Source organism: Pseudomonas sp. BMS12 (genome assembly GCF_001592875.1).
Classification (GTDB): Bacteria; Pseudomonadota; Gammaproteobacteria; order Pseudomonadales; family Pseudomonadaceae; genus Aquipseudomonas.
On the sequence record NZ_LSOF01000006.1, the window covers coordinates 1 to 20,185 of the forward strand.

Consider the following 20,185-nt stretch of genomic DNA (forward strand, 5'->3'; position numbering starts at 1 on the left):
GCGAGCCGATGGAGATCATCGCTACCCAGCCGAGGGCGCCGGCGTGTACGTGGCCGATGGTCCAGTCGGTGTAGTGAGAAAGGGCGTTGACGGTCTTGATGGCCATCATCGGGCCTTCGAAGGTCGACATGCCGTAGAAGGCCAGGGAGACGACCAGGAAGCGCAGGATGGGGTCCGAGCGCAACTTATGCCAGGCGCCGGAGAGGGTCATCATGCCGTTGATCATGCCGCCCCAGCTGGGTGCCAGCAGCACCAGGGACATCACCATGCCGAGGGACTGGGCCCAGTCCGGTAGCGCGGTGTAGTGCAGGTGGTGCGGGCCGGCCCAGATGTACAGGGTGATCAGCGCCCAGAAGTGCACGATCGACAGGCGATAGGAGTACACCGGGCGCCCGGCCTGCTTGGGCACGAAGTAGTACATCATCCCCAGGAAGCCGGCGGTGAGGAAGAAGCCCACGGCGTTGTGGCCGTACCACCATTGCACCATGGCGTCGGTGGCGCCGGCGTACAGTGAGTAGGACTTGGTCAGGCTGACCGGCAGCTCCAGGTTGTTGACGATGTGCAACATCGCCACGGTCAGGATGAAGCCGCCGAAGAACCAGTTGCCCACGTATATGTGCTTGGTCTTGCGTTTCACCAGGGTGCCGAAGAACACCACGGCGTAGGCGACCCAGACGATGGTGATGAGGATGTCGATCGGCCATTCCAGCTCGGCGTATTCTTTCGAGCTGGTCCAGCCTAGCGGCAGGCTGATGGCGGCGAGGACGATCACCAGCTGCCAGCCCCAGAAGGTGAAGGCGGCCAGGCTGTCGGAGATCAGGCGGGTCTGGCAGGTGCGCTGCAGCGAGTAGTAGCTGGTGGCGAACAGGGCGCAGCCGCCAAAGGCGAAGATCACTGCGTTGGTGTGCAGCGGTCGCAGGCGGCCGAAGCTGGTCCACGGCAGGTTGAAGTTGAGTTCGGGCCAGGCCAGCTGCGCGGCGATGAACACGCCGAGCCCCATCCCGACTATGCCCCAAACCACCGTCATAATGGCGAACTGGCGGACCACCTTGTAGTTGTAGGCGGTACTGCTGGTTGTGTTCATGTGTTGGGCTTCCATCCACGGTTATGAAAAGCAGGGCAAGCATGGGTAATGGCAAGGTGATGGTTATTGACGAGGATCAATGCCGTGCGCGGGGATGGCTGTGGAACGGGGCGGACGGAATGTCGCAGGCCACCCTGATCCTCGCTCATGGCGCCGGTGCACCGATGGACAGCGAGTTCATGCAGCGTATGGCCGAGCTGCTGGCGACCGGCGGTGTGAACGTATTGCGTTTCGAGTTTCCCTACATGGCGCAGCGCCGCCATGGCGGTGGCAAGCGCCCACCCAATCCGCAGAGGCAACTGCTGGAATGCTGGCGCGAGGTCTATGGCGAGGTGCGTGGTCTGGTACGGGGGCCACTGGCGATTGGCGGCAAGTCCATGGGTGGGCGCATGGCCAGCCTGCTAGTCGACGAGCTGGGCGCCGATGCGCTGATCTGCCTGGGCTATCCCTTTTACGCGCCCGGCAAGCCTGAGAAGCCGCGGGTGGCACATCTGGCCGAGCTGCGTACGCCGACGCTGATCGTTCAGGGTGAGCGCGATGCCCTGGGCAATCGCGAGGCAGTAGGTGGATACAGGTTGGCGCCGAGCGTGAATCTTGAGTGGTTGGTGGCGGGGGACCATGACCTCAAACCGCTCAAGGCATCGGGCTGCAGTCATGAGCAGCACCTGCAGGCGGCGGCAGGTGCCGTGGTGGCATTTCTATCTCGCTAGAAGGCCATGTTCCACAAGTAAGCCATGGCGGTAGCCCGGTTTTTGGCGGAGGCGGAGGCCGCACGGAGTAGCCTCCGGCGCCGCTGTCGCGGCTAAAGCCGCTCCCACAGCGGGGTGTTTGCCACCGTCTGGCACCTATGAAAAAAGGCCGGTTCCCGCGAGGGCGACCGGCCTTTTTCATGCATCTGACGTTCGGCACTACATCAAGGTGGACTGCTGCTTTGCGGCGAGTCCACCCTGCGACGCCTGCCGTTCTGCGGGGCAGCAGTTGTCAGCGGTTGAAGCGTTCCACCAGGGAGTACTGATCCTTCGCCGTGCTGGTCAGTGCTTCGCTGAGCTGGGCGGTGTTGTTCGCCTCGCCAGCCGTCTTGTCGGCCAGTTGGGCGATGGTGGTGATGTTCTGGTTGATCTCGTCGGCCACGGCACTCTGCTCCTCGGCTGCGGCGGCGATCTGGTTGGCCATGTCGGTGATATTGGCCACCGCGTCGCTGATGCCGAGCAGCGCCTGGTCGGCCTGGAGTACCCGCTCGACACCTTCGTCGGCCTGCTTGCGACCGATCTCCATGGTCATTACCGCCTCTTCGGCGGTGCGCTGCAGCTTGGCGATCAGGCCGTGGATCTGGCCGGTGGACTCTGCGGTGCGTTGCGCCAGCGAACGCACTTCATCGGCCACCACGGCGAAGCCGCGGCCCATCTCGCCGGCACGGGCCGCTTCGATGGCTGCGTTGAGGGCCAGCAGGTTGGTCTGATCGGCAATGCCCTTGATCACATCGACGACGCCACCGATCTCATTGCTGTCCTGAGCCAGGCGCGACACGGTTTCGCCGGTTTCGCCGACCGACAGCGACAGGCGCTGGATGGCCTCGCGGGTTTCTGCGGCGACGTTGCGGCCTTCACCTGTGAGGCGGTTGGCTTCCTGGGTGGCGATGGCTGCGCGCGCCACGTTGCTGGCGACCTCCAGAGTGGTGGCCGCCATTTCATTGATAGCGGTGGCTACCTGCTCGGTTTCCACGCGCTGGCGCTCCAGCCCGGCAGAACTGTTGTGGGCCAGTTGGTCGGCCTGCTGCGCCTGGCTGGTCAGGCGTTCGGCGGTGTCCTGCAGGCGTGTCAGGCAGGTGCGCAGACGCGCATCCTGGCTGAGCATGGCCATCTCCAGGCGTGCCTCGGCGCCACGGCTGTCGGTGTACATCTGTGCGATCAGCGGGTCGGAGGTGCTCTGCTCGGCGATGCGCAGCAGGCGCCTGACTCCGCGGTTCTGCCAGCTAAGCCCGATCAGGCCCAGGGGAATCGAGAGCAGGGCAGCCAGCAGGAAGCCCCAGGTAGAACCCATCCAGTGGCCAATCAGGAAGCCGATCTGGCTAATCAGAATGAAGGGCAGCCAGGCCTGTAGTTGCGGCAGCCAGCGATCGCTGGCGGGGATGGCCGCCTTACCGGCGTTGATCCGCGCATACAGCGCTTCGGCGCGGCGAACCTGCTCGGTGCTGGGTTTGACCCGCACCGACTCGTAACCCGTCACCTGGCCTTTATCCAGCATCGGGGTGACATAGGCATTGACCCAGTAGTGATCGCCGTTCTTGCTGCGGTTCTTCACCACGCCCATCCAGGGGCGCCCTTTTTTCAAGGTCTGCCACATATGTTCGAACACTGCAGGCGGCACATCCGGATGGCGCACGAGGTTGTGTGGCGCGCGCAACAGTTCTTCGCGGGTGAAACCGCTGATCTCGATGAAGGCCTGGTTGCAGTAGGTGATCTGGCCTTTGAGGTCGGTAGTAGAGATCAGTCGTTGCTGGGCGGGAAAAGTACGCTCGCGCTGGGTGACCGGCTGATTGTTTCGCATGGCTGTCGCTTCTTGAGCAGGAGGTTCGTCCCTGCAACATCGGCAGCAGGGAGGGAAAGTTGAGTGGGTGATGGCACCTGAGTGAGGAGTCTAACCTGACCGTAGGAATAAGAATATTTTCTTCTGCAAGCTACAGAGGCGAAGATTTAATAGTTCTAAATATGTTTGAAACTTTTGTCTGAGGCTTTGGTCGTCGAAATAATTAATTAATAAAGCGATAGATTCTATTGTTATTGGTTTGGCGTGCGCGGCCTTTGTTGTGGCGCCATAAAAATGGCGTTATTCCATTTTTATAGTTTTCAGATGCTTTTTTATTTCTGTTTCGCCCTGCAAAAAATTAGGTGTTACTTTCTAAAAGGTGCGCTGTATCCTGCTTTCTAGAGAGCTTTGTCGCGACTCGCCAAAAAAATGGCATTTGTGAATTGGTTCTCGCGTTACTCGTGGTAACTAGGTTACTGTTTTTAAAAGAAGAACTTTCTTATAGCCCTTTGGGAACTTTCGTTCTCATTGCGGCATCTTGATTCGCTCCCCTGCCAAGTTGAACTTTCGGCCACGTATGTCGCCGAATCGGAAGATTTTTGCAGTGGTATTAAAGAGCCGTGGAGTTTGTTGTCCCTGTAGTCGGTCTCGCGAGGTGGGCGTGCAGCCAGGTGGTTGCCGCTTCGATCAACGCAAGGAGGAGATCGCTCAATGCGCATCAGCATTTTTGGATTGGGTTACGTAGGGGCCGTGTGTGCAGGGTGCCTGTCGGCCCGGGGGCATCAGATCGTTGGCGTGGATGTGCAGGCGCTGAAGATCGATCTGATCAACAGCGGCAAATCGCCGATCGTCGAGCCTGGGCTGGAGGAGCTGCTGCAGAAAGGGGTTGCCAGTGGCAACCTGCGCGGCACGCTGAATGTGCGCGACGCTGTGATGGAAACGGACATCTCGTTCCTCGCGCCGCCGACACCGAGCAAGCGCAATGGCGATCTGGATGTGTCCTACATCGAGGAGGTCTGCCAGCAGATCGGGCGGGTGCTGCCGGAGAAGAGCTCGCGACACACGGTGGTGGTGCGTAGCACCGTGCTACCGGGCACGCTGCGCAACGTGGTGATTCCGACCCTGGAAAAGTATTCGGGCCTCAAGGCCGGCGCCGACTTCGGCGTGGCGGTCAACCCCGAGTTCCTGCGCGAAAGCACGGCAATCAAGGACTACGACTTTCCAGCCATGACCGTTATCGGTGAGCTGGACAAGACCTCCGGTGACTTGCTGGAGGAGATCTACAGCGAGCTGGACGCGCCGATCATCCGCAAGACCGTCGAGGTCGCCGAGATGATCAAGTACACCTGCAACGTCTGGCACGCGACCAAGATCACCTTCGCCAACGAGATCGGCAACATCGCCAAGGCGGTGGGTGTCGATGGCCGCGAGGTGATGGATGTGATCTGCCAGGACCACAAACTCAACCTGTCCAAGTACTACATGCGTCCGGGCTTTGCCTTCGGCGGCTCCTGCCTGCCCAAGGACGTGCGCGCCCTGAACTACCGCGCTACCCAGCTGGACGTCGAGTCGCCGCTGATCAGCTCGCTGATGCCGAGCAACGAGGCGCAGGTTCGCAATGCCTACAACCTGATCGCCAGCCAGGACAAGCGCAAGGTCGCCATGCTCGGCCTGAGCTTCAAGGCCGGCACCGACGATCTGCGTGAAAGCCCGTTGGTGGAACTGGCCGAGATGCTGATCGGCAAGGGCTTCGACCTGAAGATCTTCGACCGCAACGTCGAATACGCCCGTGTCCACGGCGCCAACCGCGAGTACATCGAGGCGAAGATCCCCCACGTTTCCTCGCTGCTGCGCTCCGACCTCAATCAGGTGGTGGCGGATGCCGACGTGATCGTGCTGGGTAACGGCGACGAACTGTTCGAGACCGTGGTGCAGCAACTGCCGCCAGGCAAGAAGTTGATCGATCTGGTCGGCTTCATGCGCCAGTGCAGCGACGAGGTCAAGGAAGGCCTCTGCTGGTAGCGCTGCTGCCTTCATGACGATGCACAGGGCGTTACAACAACAATAACAGCGCCCCCGTTGCAGAGCAGATTCTCAAACGGGGTTGGCGAAATGGATGATCTACGGGGGCGCCTGTACCAAGGTGCTGGCTGGCTTTTTTACATCGCATTGCTGGGTGGCATGGCCTTGCTGCTGCCGCACAGCGTGTTCGATCCGGAGTCCACGGACTTTCTGCTGTTGCTGGGTGTGGTCGGTATCTGGCGCTATTCGATGGGTGCCATCCACTACGTACGCGGCATCATTTTTCTCTACCTGGTTTACCCCTATCACCGGCGCAAGGCGCGTCGTCTTGGGCGCGAAGCCGATCCGTCGCACGTCTTTCTGATGGTCACCAGCTTTCGCATCGACGCCCTGACCACGGCGCAGGTGTATCGCTCGGTGATTCAGGAAGCGATCGACTGCAGTTATCCCACCACTGTGGTGTGTTCGATCGTCGAGCTGTCCGACGAGCTATTGGTGAAGAACCTCTGGGCAGCCATGACACCGCCGGAGCGGGTCAGTCTGAACATCGTGCGGATTCCCGGTACCGGCAAGCGCGATGGCCTGGCACAGGGGTTCCGCGCTATCTCACGGGCCCATCCGGATGAGCGTGCGGTGGTGGCCGTAGTGGATGGCGATACGGTGCTGAGCCCCGGTGTGGTGCGCAAGACCGCACCGTACTTCCGCCTGTTCGACAACCTGGGCGGGCTCACCACCAACGAGTTCTGCGAAGTGCGCGGCGGCTACGTCATGCGCGAGTGGCACAAGCTGCGCTTCGCCCAGCGCCACATCAACATGTGTTCGATGGCGCTGTCCAAGCGCGTGCTGACCCTGACCGGGCGCATGTCGGTATTTCGCGCCGAGGTGGTCACCGATGCCGGCTTCATTGCCGATGTGGAGAACGACCATCTGGATCACTGGCGCCTGGGACGTTTCAAGTTCCTCACCGGTGACGATAAGTCCAGCTGGTACAGCCTGATGCGCCTGGGCTACGACACCTTCTATGTGCCGGATGCCGCGATCAACACGGTGGAGCACCCGCCGGAGAAGAGCTTCATCAAGGCCAGCCGCAAGCTGATGTTCCGCTGGTATGGCAACAACCTGCGGCAGAACTCGCGCGCTCTGGCGCTGGGCGTGCGCCGCCTGGGGGCCTTCACCAGCATCGTGATGCTGGACCAGCGGGTGTCGATGTGGACCAGCCTGCTGGGGCCGTCGGTGGCGATCATCGCCAGCATCAAGTACGGCTTCGCCTACCTGCTGATCTATCTGCTGTGGATCGGTCTGACCCGGCTGGTACTGACCCTGCTGCTGCTGGCCTCCGGACACCAGGTCGGCCCCGCTTACCCCTTGATCCTCTATTACAACCAGATCGTCGGCGCGCTGGTGAAGGTCTACGTGTTCTTCCGCCTCGACCAGCAGTCCTGGACCCGCCAGAAAACCAAGCTGGATCGCGGATTGGGCAGTTTCCAGCAGTGGTTCAACACCTGGTCGTCGCGTGCCATGACCTTCTCTGCCACCAGCGTCTTCGTCGCCACCCTGATGTGGGTGGTGTGAGCGAGCCCTACCTATTTCCAGTTTGCACAAGGAACGAAAGATGAACGCAGTGATCAGCCCGAACAGCAATGTGGTCCATGAAGCCGAAGCCCAGCGCCAGTACGCGCGCCTCAAGCTGCCGGCGAGAATCAGCTATCGCACCCCGCAAGGGCAGGAGCTCGAGGCGCAGGTGCTCGACCTGTCGGTCGGAGGTTTCGGCTTCGAGCCGGGCAATGCGCTGCTCGCCGAGGGGCAGCACTACAAAGGCAAGCTGATGTTCGAGATCGAGGGCATCGGTTTCGTCATGGACGTGCAGTTCCAGGTGCGCTCGTTGAGCGGCGGCAAGCGTGCGGGATGCGAGTTCCACAACCTCAAGCCCCGCGAAATCTCGGCGCTGCGCTACCTGATAAGCGCTTTCCTCAGCGGTGAGCTGATCAATGTCGGCGACCTGATCAGCACCCTGCAGCGGGAGAACTTCACCAAGGCGCGCAAGAACGGGGTGGAGGGCAAGGCCAGCCTGTTGCAGCGCACCAAGGCGCTGGGTCTGAGCCTGGGGATTTTCCTGGTCGGCGTCAGCGCCTGCACCTACATCCTCTATCAGCTGTACGACGTGTACTTCGTCACCCATGCCGACTCGGCGCAGGTCGCGGTACCCGGGCAGCAGGTGTCGATGCCTCGCGAGGGGAGCGTGCAGAGTCTGGTCAAGGTCGGTGACGTGGTGGCCAAGGGCGCGCCGGTCGGGACCTTTTCCTCGAACATGATGGATGTGCTCAAGGGCATTCTGCCGACCGAGGACCTGACCCCGGACAACCTGCAGCGTCTATTTGGCAAGACCTTCCAGGGCAGTCTGACCAGCCCTTGCGACTGCCGCGTGGTGGCTCAGCTGGTCGGTGACGGCCAGGTCGCCGGCAAGGGCCAGGCGGTGTTCCAGATGGCGCCGGTTGACAGTGTCGCCACGGTCGAGGCGCGCTTTCCCTATCGTGCCTTCGAAGAGCTGCAGCCCGGCACTCGGGTCACGTTCACCATCGCTGGCGAGCCCGCAGAGCGGGAAGGGCATATCACCACGCTGGCGCTGCAGGAGGGCGGCCTGGCATCGGACATCCGCGTGATGATCAAACCTGATCGGCCGCTGCCCACCGAGCTGGCCAAGCGCCCGGTGGATGTGCGCATCAGCCCCTTTGGCGGCGAACTCGACACGCGTATCAAACAGGGCGGCGCAGCGTTGGCCGGAACCCTGTTGCCAGCTGATGCGGCGGCCGGCAAATGAACGTTCGGCTCTGTGCAATGACGCTGTGCCTGGTCCAGGCGGGCTGCGCACAGCTACCGGATATCGAGTTGGCCGAGCGCGCCCGTCAGGGTGGAGACCTTCAGGTGGCCGAGGAGAACTTCCGGCCGCTGGCCGAACTGGGTTATGTCGACGCCCGTATCGGCTTGGCCGATGTGCTGGTGCAGAGTCCCGATCCGCAGCGTCAGACCGAGGGCGAGAGCATTTACCGGGAGGCCGCGGTGCAGTCACCGCAGGCCCGGGTCAAGCTCGGCAAGTGGCTGGCCGGCAAGGAGAACATCACCCCGGTCGAGCGCCAGGAGGCCGCAGACTTGTTGCGCCGGGCCCTCGACAGCGGCGACCAGAGTGCGTTGCTGGCGCTGCTGCGCTTGCAGCTGGATGACCCCGCACGGGTCGGTACCGCCGAGCAGGAGCGCGAGCTGGCCAGGTGGCAGGCCCAAGGCATTCCCCATGCCCGTTTGGGCTGGGTGATGCTGTACCGCGCCCGTGGCGATTATGAGCAGCACCTGGACGAGATACGTCAGTCCTGCGAAACCTGGCTGGCCGAGGTCAATGACTGCTACGTGGAGCTGGCCAGCGTCTACCGCATCCAGGGTGCCGACGAAAAGATGCAGGCACTGCTCGCGCGCCTGGAGATTGTCTATGCCGCCGAGGCGATCAGCTTTGGCCACCTCAAGACGGTAGCGCGCGCCCTGGTGGCAGAGGGGCCGGGCGAGCCACGCCCGGAAGATGCAAAGCGCCTGTACGAGCGCATTGCACCGGTGTGGCCAGACGCCTATGTCGGCCTGGCCGACCTGGTGCGCGACTACCCGCAGATGGGGAGCAGCGAGGAGGTCGTGGCTTACCTGGAGCAGGGCGTCGATGCCGGTTCGAGCCGGGCTGCGGCCAGCCTCGGGCAGATCTACCTGAACGGCAAGCTGGTGCCGGCCGAGCCGGCCAAGGCCGAGCAGTACCTGCTGCAGGCAGCGCCTGAACAACCCAAGGCCCGCATCATGCTCGCGCGCCTGTATCGCGAGGGCAAGTTGGGCCGCGTTTACCCGGAAAAAGCGCTCGAACAACTGTTGATCGTCGCCCGCGAGGGTAACCCCAGCGCCGATGTGGCGCTGGCTCAACTGTTCGGTGAGGGCCGCGGCATCAAGATCAATCCGGTGTACGCCTACGGCTTCGCCCTGCTGGCCAAGGACCAGGGGCTGGAGCAGGCCGACCTGTGGCTGGAGCGTATCGCACCGCGCCTGCAGCCAGGCGACATGGAGCGGGTCAGAACGATGGTGGCGCGTGAGAAAGCAGCCAGGAATGGCGAGCGCGTCAGCCTCAGCAAGCAGAACAATCAAGCACGGGACATGCTATGACCTTCAGCAGATCATTCTTCAGTTTGGCCGTTGCAGCTGCCGGTGTTATCGGTAGCGGTACCCTGCGTGCCGAAGAGCTGTCGCGTTTCGATTACGGTTTCAACTTCAAGCTGACGGCTCAGTCCATCGACGACCTTGACCTGGGGACTCGCGACGAGGGCGACTTCAACGGTCTCGGCCTCAGCGTACGGCCCTGGATATTCGGTGCCAGGGGCGACTGGTCCGGCTTTGTCCGCGGCGAGGCCTTTGCCGGTACCGACGTGCTGGAGTCCTCCCAGGTAGAGGGCGACAACCTTGAGTCCAACGACGGACGCGAGCGTGATGACAGCTTTCTCGCACTGCACGAGTTCTGGGTCGACTATGCCGGCCTGACCGCTTATCCGGGCGAGTCGCTGCGCTTCGGTCGCCAACGCATTCGTACCCCCGACGGCATGTGGTGGGATACCAACATCGAGGCGCTGCGCTGGAACTTCGACACCACCCTGTTCAATGCACATCTGGCCGTGGCGGAGCGTTTCAGCGACTACCGCACCGACCTCGACGATCTGGCGCCGCAGGACGAGGATCGCCAGCACTATTTCGGCGATATCTCCACCCAATGGCGGCCGGGCCACTGGGCTGGCCTCAAGCTGCACCACAGCCGCGACAACGGCGATCTGCCCAAGCCAGGCGAGCGCGTCGACGAGCTGAGCAAAACCTACACCGGCGACCTGACCTGGGTTGGTGCGGAGTTCAATGGTGACTTCTTCAATCCTCGCAGCACCATGCCGCTGAACTACTGGGCAGCGGCGACCTACATGCAGGGCGACGCCGAACTGCTGCAGACCAGCAGCGCCACCGGTGAGCGACGTGCCGTGGGCGGTCGCGACCAGGATGTTTCAGGTTGGGCCGTGGACCTCGGCTTGCGCTGGAACATCGACGAGCAATGGCGCCTGGGTGGCACCTATACCCGAGCCAGTGGTGGCGGTGATGCCGAAGACTCCGACCAGTTCCTGCAGACCGACCTGCAGAGCAATCGCTCACGTTTCACCGGCACTCGTTCCAGCCTGCATCGTTTTGGCGAGGCGTACCGCGGCGAGATGAACAACCTGCAGGCCGCTTCGCTGTTCGGCAGCTGGACCATGGACAAGCGCTATGACGCCAGCGTGGTCTATCACCGCTTCTGGCGCGTCGATGATGATCTCGACAGCGCCAGCGGTTTGAGCGTCGGCCTGGAGCCGGGAGAGAAGGACCTGGGTGAGGAAGTCGACCTGGTGCTGACCCGCTATTTCGACCGCAGCGAGCTGGGTTGGGCCGAGGCAGAGTCCGCGCTGGTGCGCTTGCGTGGCGGTGTATTCCTGCCCGGCGACGCCTTCCCCAGCGGTACCGATTCCAGCATGCACCGGGTCTTTCTCGACCTGGTGTGGCGCTACTGAGGAGCCGAGCATGATCCAGTCCAGCAAAGCCCCATTACTTGGCGCCGTCATCTGCCTGTTCCTGAGTAGCAACGCCCAGGCGTTGACTAACGATGTCAGGCCCGAGGCGTACCGGGTCAGCAGCGCACCGGCAGAGCCCCTGCAGATGGATGCGCCGAAGCTACCCGACCTGACGCCGTTCACTCCGGCCGCCGTACAGGCCAAGATCCAGCGCAAGCCGGCAGGGCGCGTGAGCATCAGGCGCATGACCGGCATGGATCAGCTGACCGAGTTCACCGGCGGCGATGAGCGTCTGCGTGAGTGGGTCAGCCGCCAGGGCGGCATGCCCGAGGTGATCGTGATCGAAGGGGGCTACATGACCCCGGCGGGGCTGGCCAAGGCCCTCAAGCCCGGGCAGTTCCGTGAGACCGCACCAGGCGTCTACCTGCAGCGCCTGCCACTGGTGGTGATGCCAGGTGCCACGCTGCATATCGACAAGAGCACTCGGGAACTGCGTCTGTCCTCGGATCGCGGTGCCTTCATCATCAACGATGGCAAGCTGTTCATCACCAGTACCCGGGTGACGGCCTGGCGCGAGGCCGACAATCGTCAGGACTGGTTCGAGAAGAAGGGCCGTTTCCGACCCTTCATCAACAGCTGGGGCGGTACCGAGACCTATGTCACCAACTCCACGATCAGTAGCCTGGGTTACACCAAGAGCAAGTCCTACGGCTTCTCCATTTCCCAGTACAGTCCGTCGATGGCGCCGAAGATGGGCCGCGGTCATCCCACCGGCTGGCTGCTCAACACCCTGTTCGATGACATGTGGTACGGCTTCTACTGCTACGAGGCCGACGATGTGGTGCTGCGCGGCAATACCTACAAGAACAACATCGTCTACGGCATCGACCCGCACGACCGCTCGCGGCGCCTGATCATCGCCGAGAACACTGCCTACGGCACCATCAAGAAGCACGGCATCATCATTTCCCGTGAGGTCAACGACAGCTGGATCTTCAACAACGTTTCCTACGAGAACCACCTGTCCGGCATCGTCATCGACCGTAGCAGCGTGAATAACGTCATTGCCTACAACGAGACGTACCGCAACAAGTCCGATGGCGTGACCATCTACGAGAGCGGCGACAACCTGCTGTGGGGCAACAAGGCGTTGAACAACGAACGCCACGGCATTCGTGTGCGCAACAGCATGAACGTCAAGCTGTACGAGAACCTGGTCGTCGGCAACGGCAAGCTAGGCGTTTATGGCCACGTCAAGGATCTCAGCAACACCGACCGCAACATCCTGCTAGATCCCTTCGAAACCAATATTTCCATGCTCATCGTTGGCGGCAAGTTGGTCTCCAACGCCTCCGGGCCGATGGGCGTGGACTCGCCGCTGAGTCTGGAGCTGTACCGGGTGGAGATGCTTTCGCCGACCAAGAGTGCCGGCATCACACTGCCCGGTGTGCTGGGGGTTTACCAGGACCAGATCCTCGACCTGCTGGTGCGCCAGGACAAGCCGGTACTGATCGACTATCTCGGCGCGGACATGGAGGCCAAACGATGAAAACCGCTTTCACCAGCCGCTACGGCCTGGCTCTCGGGCTGCTGTTCTCGGCTTCGGCCGGCGCTACGGAGTTTCCGCAGTACGACATCGAACTGGTGGGCAAGCTGTGCCCTGCGGCGGCCAATCCGGCCACCTACAACACCAAGAAGCTCGACTTCCACTACACCCTGATCGATGGCAAGGACGGCTGGTTGTTCCGTACCCGCAACGACCTGCGTACGGAGATCGGTACCACACCCGAAGGCTATGCCCAGCTCAAGCGTTTTCGCGACGCACTCAAGGCGCGCGGCACCGAGCTGTTGATCGTGTTCCAGCCGACCAAGGGCCTGGTGGTACGCAACAAACTGACGCCGGAGTGGTACGCCAAGTTCGATTACCAGACCGCTCGCGCCAACTACATCAAGACCATCGAGAGCTTCCGCAAGGCCGGCATCTGGGCGGCCGATTACTCGCCACTGTTCGATGAGCAGGGCAAGAAAACCGACTTCTTCTTCAAGGACGACCATCACTGGACGCCCCGTGGCGCCAAGGATGCGGCCAGGCTGACGGCCGAGGTGCTGAAGCAGATTCCGGCCTACGCCAGCATCCCGAAGAAGGAGTTCGTCACCAAGCGCGTCGGCATTCTCGGTAGTCCCGGCAGCTCTGGAGAAGCAGCGGGGGATATCTGCGGCAACAGCTACGACACCGAGTACGTTGACCGTTATGCCACCGAGCCGGCCGACGAGAGCGATGGCGACAGCCTGTTTGGCGATAGCGCCAGCCCCGAGGTGATCCTGGTGGGTACCAGCAACAGCGGCGTTGCCTACAACTTCGCCGGTTATCTGGAGCAGTACAGCGGTGTGCAGGTGATGAACATGGCCGTTACCGGTGGTGGTTACGAGAGCGCCATGCTGCAGCTGCTAGCCAGCGAGGAGTTCCAGAAGAACCCGCCGAAGGTCATCGTCTGGGAATTCGCCACCCATTACGACATGTCCTTGCGCGATTTCTATCGCCAAGCCGTGCCCATGGTCGACAACGGCTGTGCCGGTCAGCCGGCGCTGCTGAGCAACAAGGTCAAAGTGCATCCTGGGAGCAATGAAGTGTTGCTCAACGGCGTCAACGGCCTGAAGGAGCTGAGCAGTGCCAAACACATGATCGACCTGCGTTTCAGCGACCCGAAGATCCACGAGGCAGAGACCACCGTGTGGTACTTCAGCGGGCGCAAGGAGGCCTACAAGCTGGAGCAGAGCGAGCGCATCGATACCGGTGGGCGCTACGTATTCGAGCTGCGTGACGAGGGCGACTGGGCCGACCTGACCCTGATGGGGTTGGAGGTGGCCGTGCCAGAAAACCTGCCCGAAGGCCTGACGGTGGAGGCGACCGTATGCCGTCGCCACGACGGCAGCCAGCAGCAGCTGGCGCGGAGCGAGCAATGAAGCCAACCCGTTATTGGAGAAACTAGGATGGTTTTCTCGTCCAACGTATTCCTGTTCCTGTTCCTGCCGGTCTTTCTCGGGCTGTACTACCTGTGCGGGAATCGCTACCGGAACCTGCTGTTGCTGATCGCCAGCTACGCGTTCTATGCCTGGTGGCGGGTCGACTTCCTGCTGCTGTTCGTCGCTGTCACGGCCTTCAACTACTGGCTGGGCATCCGCATAGGGGCCGCCGGGGTGCGCACGCGCAAGGCGCAGCGCTGGATGTTGCTGGGCGTGGCGGGTGACCTGGGCGTGCTCGGCTACTTCAAGTACGCCAACTTCGGGGTGGCCAACATCAATACGGCGCTGCAGGCGATGGGCTTCGAGCCCTTCGTCCTCACCGCGGTGATCCTGCCGATCGGCATTTCCTTCTACATTTTCCAGTCGCTCAGCTACCTGATCGACGTCTATCGCGGCGATGTGGAGCCTACACGCCATCCTGTCGACTTCGCGGCCTTCATTGCGCTGTTCCCGCAGCTGATCGCCGGTCCCGTACTGCGTTACAAGGACCTGGCCGACCAGTTCACCGACCGCACCCACAGCTTCGACAAATTCTCCGAAGGCGCCGCGCGGTTCATGCAGGGTTTCGTCAAGAAGGTGTTCATCGCCGACACCCTGGCGCCGGTGGTCGACCATTGCTTCGCCCTCAGCGATCCCAGCACCGGCGAGGCTTGGCTGGGCGCCATTGGCTACACGGCGCAGCTGTACTTCGACTTCTCTGGTTACAGCTGCATGGCCATCGGCCTGGGCCTGATGATGGGTTTCCGCTTCATGGAGAACTTCAATCAGCCCTACATCAGCCAGTCCATCACCGAGTTCTGGCGACGCTGGCACATCAGCCTGTCGACCTGGCTGCGCGACTACCTGTACATCAGCCTCGGTGGCAACCGTGGTGGCACGCTGAAGACCTACCGCAACCTGTTCCTGACCATGCTGCTGGGCGGTTTCTGGCACGGCGCCAACTGGACCTTCCTGATCTGGGGTGCCTGGCACGGTGCCTGGCTGGCGCTGGAGCGTTATTTCAACGTGGATGCGGCGCCCAAGGTGATCAGGCCGTGGCGTTGGGCATTCACCTTCCTGCTGGTGGTTCTCGGCTGGGTGATTTTCCGCGCCGAAAACCTCGATGTGGCCTGGCGCATGTATGCGGCGATGTTCAGCTTCTCCGACTGGCGCCTGTCGGAGCTGACCCTGGCCAAGCTAACCAGCCTGCAGATGGTCACTCTAGCGCTGGCCTACGGGGTGATGGCCTGGTGTGGCCTGCGCCAGTTCCGCAATGCCGGTGCGCCCAAGGCACCAGGTACCGCCGCGATCACGGCCAGCACCGCGGCGGCGTTGAGCCTGGATGGCCGCTTGCTGCTCACCCGTATCTGCCTGCTTCTGCTGTTCGTCGTGTCGGTCATGAAGCTGTCGGCGCAGAGCTTCTCTCCCTTCCTGTATTTCCAGTTCTGAGGAGGCCACGATGACTCGCACTGCAAACATCCTGTACAGCCTGGCCTTCATCCTGGTGATGCTGGCCCTGGCCCTGAGTTCGCTGCCCGCTGCGCTGAGCTTCTCCAGCGCGGCGGAAACCTCGGTGGTCGACGGCAAGCTGGCCAGTACCTTCGAGAAACACTACGACAAGGGCTTCGTGCTCAAGGACTTTGGCACCAACGCCTGGGCTGCCCTGGAGTTCGGCCTGTTCGGTGAGGGGCGACCGGGCGTGGTGATCGGGCGCGACGACTGGCTGTATACCGCCGAGGAGTTCGATCCACCCAAGAGCCCGGGCCAGGTGGCCGACAACTGGCAGCTGATCCGCGGCGTGCAGGCCGAGCTGAAACGACGCGGCATCGAACTGGTGGTGCTGTTGTTGCCGGCCAAGGCACGCCTGTATCCCGAGCACCTCGCCGAACAGAAGCCGGTACAGCTGCAACAGGCTCTCTATCAGGCTTCGCGGCAACAGATGCAGCAGCTCGGCCTGCAGGGCCCGCAACTGCTGCAGCCATTGCGCCAGGGCAAGCACCAGCAGGACGTGTTCCTGCGTACCGACACGCACTGGACGCCTTTCGGGGCCTCTGTCGTGGCGGCCGCTACTGCCGAGTACCTGCGTGCGCACAAGCAGTGGCAGGGCGGCGATCTCGATTACCAGACCCGGGTGATCGGCACCGAGACGCATAAAGGCGATCTGCTCACTTATCTGCCGCTCGATCCCTATTTCGAGGCGCTGCAGCCAGCTGCCGAACGTCTTGAGCAACGCAAGACGGAACAGTTGGGCGAGGGCGGTGACCTGTTCGGTAGCAGTGCGCCGGAAGTGGCACTGGTCGGCACCAGCTATAGCGCCAATCCGAAGTGGAACTTCCTCGGCGCGCTGCGCGAGGCGTTACACGCGGACCTCTACAACTACGCCGAAGATGGCCACGGGCCGCTGGTGCCGATGCTGCGCCTGCTGGCCAAGGGCGAAGAGGAAACCCAGGGACTGCGCATACTGCTGTGGGAGGTGCCGGAGCGTTACCTGGCTCAGCCCAGCGATTTGAGCGAGTTCGATCCGCAGTGGCTGGCCCAGCTACGCGGTGGCGCGGAGGCGCCGCAGCAACTGGCCCTGAAGACAGCCAGCAAGTCGCTGGCGGTCCACTGACAACCATCAACAGAAGGAAGACGACGATGAACAGTCAAATTCGCAAGCTGGCTCTGGCCCTGGGCGGCCTGAGCCTGATTTTTGCCATCTCGGGCGCCCATGCCGACGAAGGTGGCCTTTACGGCCCGACCGCGCCAGCTGGGTCGGCTTTCGTACGTGCCTATAACGCGGGCTCGTCCGAACTGAACCTTAGCCTGGGACCGGTCAGCATCAAGGATGTGGGACCTCGAGATAGCAGCGACTTCGCCTTTCTGCCGGCTGGCAGCTATAGCGCCAGCGCCTCGGGCAAGAGCCTGCCGGTCAGCCTCAAGGCCGATCAGCACTACACCCTGGTGCAGATGCCGGGCGGTGAGCTGAGCCTGGTCGATGATCCGACCTTCAAGAACCGGCAGAAGGCCCTGGTACGGCTGCAGAATCTGTCCGACACGCCGGTCAGTCTGAAGACCGCCGACGGCAAGACCGAGGTCATCAAGGCCGTGTCCGGCAAGGCCAGCGGCGAGCGCGAGATCAATCCGGTGAAAGTACGCCTGGCGCTGTTTGCCGGCGAACGCAAGGTCAGTGACCTCAGTCCTGTGGTGCTGGAGCGCGGCGAGGTGGCGGCGTTGTATGTCACCGGCAGCGGCAGCAGTCTGACGCCGGTTTGGGTGCAGCGTCCGGCGGGGGCGGAGTAATGATGGCCAGGCCGACACGCTGGTCCGTGGTGGCGCTGAGCGCGCTGCTGACGGCCTGCTCGGCGGCCTCGGGTGATGGCTCGGGGAGTGCCGCCCTGCAGGCGCCGAGCGGCTACTACCGCGCCGCACCGCCGGCCGAGGGCAAGCCGCGCGAGTGCGAAGCGCCGCCGCCGGCCTACACCGGCGAGCTGGACTTCCCCAGCAAGTACGAAGGTTCGGACAAGGCCCGCGACAAGCTCAACCCAGATGCGGAAAAACGCTATCTCAAGCTCACCGGTGACATGCGCAAGCTGGAAATGGGCGTCAATCGCATGGTCGGGCGCTACTTCAAGTACGGACGGCCGCAGGAAGTCGACTGCACCATGATCTGGCTGAGCAGTTGGGCCAGTGCCGGCGCCTTGCTCAGCGATCAGCACAACCACACCGGTATGTCGGTGCGCAAATGGACGCTGGGCAGCCTGGCCGGGGCTTACCTGAAATTGAAGCTTTCCAGTTCCCGGCCGTTGGCCGCGCATCAGGAGCAGAGTCGCCAGGTGGAACAGTGGTTCGGTCAACTGGCCGACAAGGTGGTGGCGGACTGGAACGCCTACCCCAAGGAGCGCAGCAACAACCACAACTACTGGGCGGCCTGGTCGGTGATGGCCACGGCGGTGGTCCTCGACCGGCGCGACCTGTTCGACTGGTCGGTGGCGCAGTATCGCCAAGGCGTCGATCAGGTCACGGCCGAGGGCTATCTGCCGCGCGAGCTGGTGCGCCAGACCCGTGCCTTGTCCTACCACAACTACAGCATCGGCCCGTTGTTGATGGTCTCCGCGTTCGCCAAGGCCAATGGCCTCGACCTGCGTGGCGAGAACGACGATGCCATGTTGCGCCTGGCCCGCAAGCTGGAGGCGGGCCTGCACAACCCGAAGATATTCCAAGAAAAGACCGGCTATGAGCAGGCGCAGGTAGACCTGCAGCAAAGCAGTCGGTTCGCCTGGCTGGAGCCTTACTGCGCGCTGTATTCGTGCTCGGAGAGCACGGACGCGTGGCGCCGCTCCATCGAGCCACTGAGCACTTATCGGCTCGGTGGCGATCTGACCCAGCTGTTTTCCGGGCCACTGCCTTGAGCGTTAACTCCCGTGCCATGGCGTGTGCCTGGGCGGGATCGCGACACATTTCAACGGATATTGAATGGAGACGACTCATATGATCCCGGTAATTCTCTCTGGTGGCAGCGGTTCACGCCTCTGGCCTCTTTCCCGCAAGCTTTACCCCAAGCAGTTCCTCGCCCTGACCGGCGAGCTCTCGCTGTTCCAGCAAACCTTGCAGCGCCTGGCATTCGAGGGCATGCACAAGCCCCTGGTGGTGTGCAACGTGGAACACCGCTTCATCGTCAACGAGCAACTCGACAAGATCGGCATCACGCCCCAGGGCATGCTGCTCGAGCCCTTTGGCCGCAACACCGCGCCGGCCGTGGCTATGGCGGCACTGCAGCTGCTCGCCGAGGGGCGCGACGAGCTGATGCTGGTGCTGCCGGCCGACCACGTGATCTCCGATGAGCTGGCCTTGCGCAAGGCTCTGGAGCTGGCACGCATCGCCGCCGAGGAAGGTGAAATGGTGCTGTTCGGCATTCCCGCCAGCAGCCCGGAAACCGGCTTCGGCTATATCAAGGCGGCGCGCGGTGAGGAGGGCGACAGCCTGGTGCCAGGCGCCTACCGGGTCATGCAGTTCGTCGAAAAGCCGGATCACGCGCGTGCCAGCGAGTTCGTGCGCAACGGTGGCTACTACTGGAACAGCGGCATGTTCCTGTTCCGTGCCAGCCGCTACCTGGACGAACTGCGCAGCCACGAGCCGGATATCTACGACACCTGCGTGCTGGCGATGGAACGCAGCAAGACCAGCGGATCGGTGGTGAATATCGACGCCGGCACCTTCGAGTGCTGCCCGGACAACTCCATCGACTATGCGGTGATGGAGAAGACCGAGCGTGCCTGCGTGGTGCCGCTGTCCGCCGGCTGGAACGATGTCGGTTCCTGGTCCTCGCTGTGGGACGTGCACGAGAAGGACAGTGACGGCAACGTGCTCAAGGGCGACGTGGTCACCCACAGCAGCCATAACAGCTTCGTGCACTCCACCTCCAAGCTGGTGACCCTGGTGGGCATGGACGACGTGGTGGTGGTGGAAACCAAGGACGCGCTGATGGTCGCCCACAAGGACGCGGTGCAGGACGTCAAGAAGCTGGTCAATGTGCTCGACGGCCAGCGGCGCCAGGAGACCCAGAGCCATTGTGCCGTATACCGTCCCTGGGGCAGCTACGACTCGGTGGACAATGGCGTGCGCCATCAGGTCAAGCACATCACGGTCAAGCCGGGTGCGCAGTTGTCGCTGCAGATGCATCACCACCGTGCCGAGCACTGGATCGTGGTGTCGGGCACAGCGCAGGTGACCTGCGACGACCAGGTGTTCCTGCTCACCGAGAACCAGTCCACCTATATCCCCATCGCTTCGGTGCACCGCCTGGCCAACCCCGGCAAGATTCCGCTGGAGATCATCGAGGTGCAGTCCGGCAGCTATCTCGGTGAGGACGACATCGAGCGCCTGGAGGATGTCTACGGTCGAACCCCGGCCAAGCCGGCGACGGTGAGCTGATGCAGAAAGGGCGGCCAGTTGGCCGCCCTTTTTCTTG

The 20,185-nt window shown here is 62.6% G+C and carries 15 protein-coding genes; 13 read left to right on the plus strand and 2 right to left on the minus strand.

All coding sequences use genetic code 11. From position 1 onward, the window contains the following. A partial coding sequence (ccoN, locus tag AYB31_RS06175; protein WP_068826853.1) for a cytochrome-c oxidase, cbb3-type subunit I occupies nt 1–1,084 on the minus strand: 1,084 nt, incomplete at its 3' end. A gap of 41 nt (nt 1,085–1,125) precedes the next feature. Here ccoN and AYB31_RS06180 point away from each other — a divergent pair. Continuing rightward, complete coding sequence (locus tag AYB31_RS06180; protein ID WP_082805218.1) at nt 1,126–1,794, plus strand: alpha/beta family hydrolase; 669 nt, start codon at nt 1,126–1,128, stop codon at nt 1,792–1,794. A gap of 271 nt (nt 1,795–2,065) precedes the next feature. Here the strand turns inward: AYB31_RS06180 and AYB31_RS06185 are convergent, their stop codons facing one another. Further along, entirely contained in the window at nt 2,066–3,631 is a 1,566-nt protein-coding gene (locus tag AYB31_RS06185) for a methyl-accepting chemotaxis protein (RefSeq protein ID WP_068826855.1), read from the minus strand. Nucleotides 3,632–4,321: 690 nt separating this feature from the next. Between AYB31_RS06185 and AYB31_RS06190 the strand changes: the two genes are divergently transcribed. The 12 genes from AYB31_RS06190 to AYB31_RS06245 all read left to right on the plus strand — a co-directional run bounded on the left by AYB31_RS06190 (nt 4,322) and on the right by AYB31_RS06245 (nt 20,148). Further along, on the plus strand, nt 4,322–5,632 hold the full coding sequence (locus AYB31_RS06190) for a nucleotide sugar dehydrogenase (RefSeq protein ID WP_068826857.1): 1,311 nt from the start codon (nt 4,322–4,324) through the stop codon (nt 5,630–5,632). 90 nt (nt 5,633–5,722) lie between these two features. After that, on the plus strand, nt 5,723–7,204 hold the full coding sequence (locus AYB31_RS06195) for a glycosyltransferase family 2 protein (protein WP_068826858.1): 1,482 nt from the start codon (nt 5,723–5,725) through the stop codon (nt 7,202–7,204). A gap of 40 nt (nt 7,205–7,244) precedes the next feature. Continuing rightward, nucleotides 7,245–8,450 carry a PilZ domain-containing protein gene (locus AYB31_RS06200; protein WP_068826860.1) on the plus strand — a complete coding sequence of 402 codons (1,206 nt, stop codon included), beginning with the start codon at nt 7,245–7,247 and terminating at the stop codon, nt 8,448–8,450. After that, nucleotides 8,447–9,817 (plus strand): sel1 repeat family protein, encoded by a 1,371-nt coding sequence (locus tag AYB31_RS06205; RefSeq protein WP_068826862.1) that lies wholly within the window; start codon nt 8,447–8,449, stop codon nt 9,815–9,817. The genes AYB31_RS06200 and AYB31_RS06205 overlap by 4 nt, the downstream gene beginning before the upstream one ends. Next, nucleotides 9,814–11,232 (plus strand): alginate export family protein, encoded by a 1,419-nt coding sequence (locus tag AYB31_RS06210; protein ID WP_068826864.1) that lies wholly within the window; start codon nt 9,814–9,816, stop codon nt 11,230–11,232. The genes AYB31_RS06205 and AYB31_RS06210 overlap by 4 nt, the downstream gene beginning before the upstream one ends. 10 nt (nt 11,233–11,242) lie before the next feature. After that, nucleotides 11,243–12,781: a mannuronan 5-epimerase AlgG gene (algG, locus tag AYB31_RS06215; RefSeq protein WP_068826866.1), complete on the plus strand. Its 1,539-nt coding sequence runs from the start codon at nt 11,243–11,245 to the stop codon at nt 12,779–12,781. Further along, the gene (locus AYB31_RS06220) at nt 12,778–14,196 is read left to right on the plus strand and encodes an alginate O-acetyltransferase (RefSeq protein WP_068826867.1); all 1,419 of its coding nucleotides are present in this window, start codon (nt 12,778–12,780) and stop codon (nt 14,194–14,196) included. Before algG ends, AYB31_RS06220 begins: the two co-directional genes overlap by 4 nt. 27 nt (nt 14,197–14,223) lie before the next feature. Continuing rightward, on the plus strand, nt 14,224–15,684 hold the full coding sequence (locus AYB31_RS06225) for an MBOAT family O-acyltransferase (RefSeq protein ID WP_068826868.1): 1,461 nt from the start codon (nt 14,224–14,226) through the stop codon (nt 15,682–15,684). Between the two features lie 10 nt (nt 15,685–15,694). Next, nucleotides 15,695–16,846 (plus strand): alginate O-acetyltransferase, encoded by a 1,152-nt coding sequence (locus AYB31_RS06230; RefSeq protein ID WP_068826870.1) that lies wholly within the window; start codon nt 15,695–15,697, stop codon nt 16,844–16,846. 26 nt (nt 16,847–16,872) lie between these two features. Continuing rightward, nucleotides 16,873–17,517, plus strand: a complete 645-nt coding sequence (locus AYB31_RS06235; protein ID WP_068826871.1) for an alginate O-acetyltransferase AlgF — start codon at nt 16,873–16,875, stop codon at nt 17,515–17,517. Between the two features lie 2 nt (nt 17,518–17,519). Then, on the plus strand, nt 17,520–18,626 hold the full coding sequence (locus AYB31_RS06240; RefSeq protein ID WP_068826873.1) for a mannuronate-specific alginate lyase: 1,107 nt from the start codon (nt 17,520–17,522) through the stop codon (nt 18,624–18,626). A gap of 79 nt (nt 18,627–18,705) precedes the next feature. Next, complete coding sequence (locus AYB31_RS06245; RefSeq protein WP_068826874.1) at nt 18,706–20,148, plus strand: mannose-1-phosphate guanylyltransferase/mannose-6-phosphate isomerase; 1,443 nt, start codon at nt 18,706–18,708, stop codon at nt 20,146–20,148. Nucleotides 20,149–20,185: the final 37 nt, after the last annotated feature.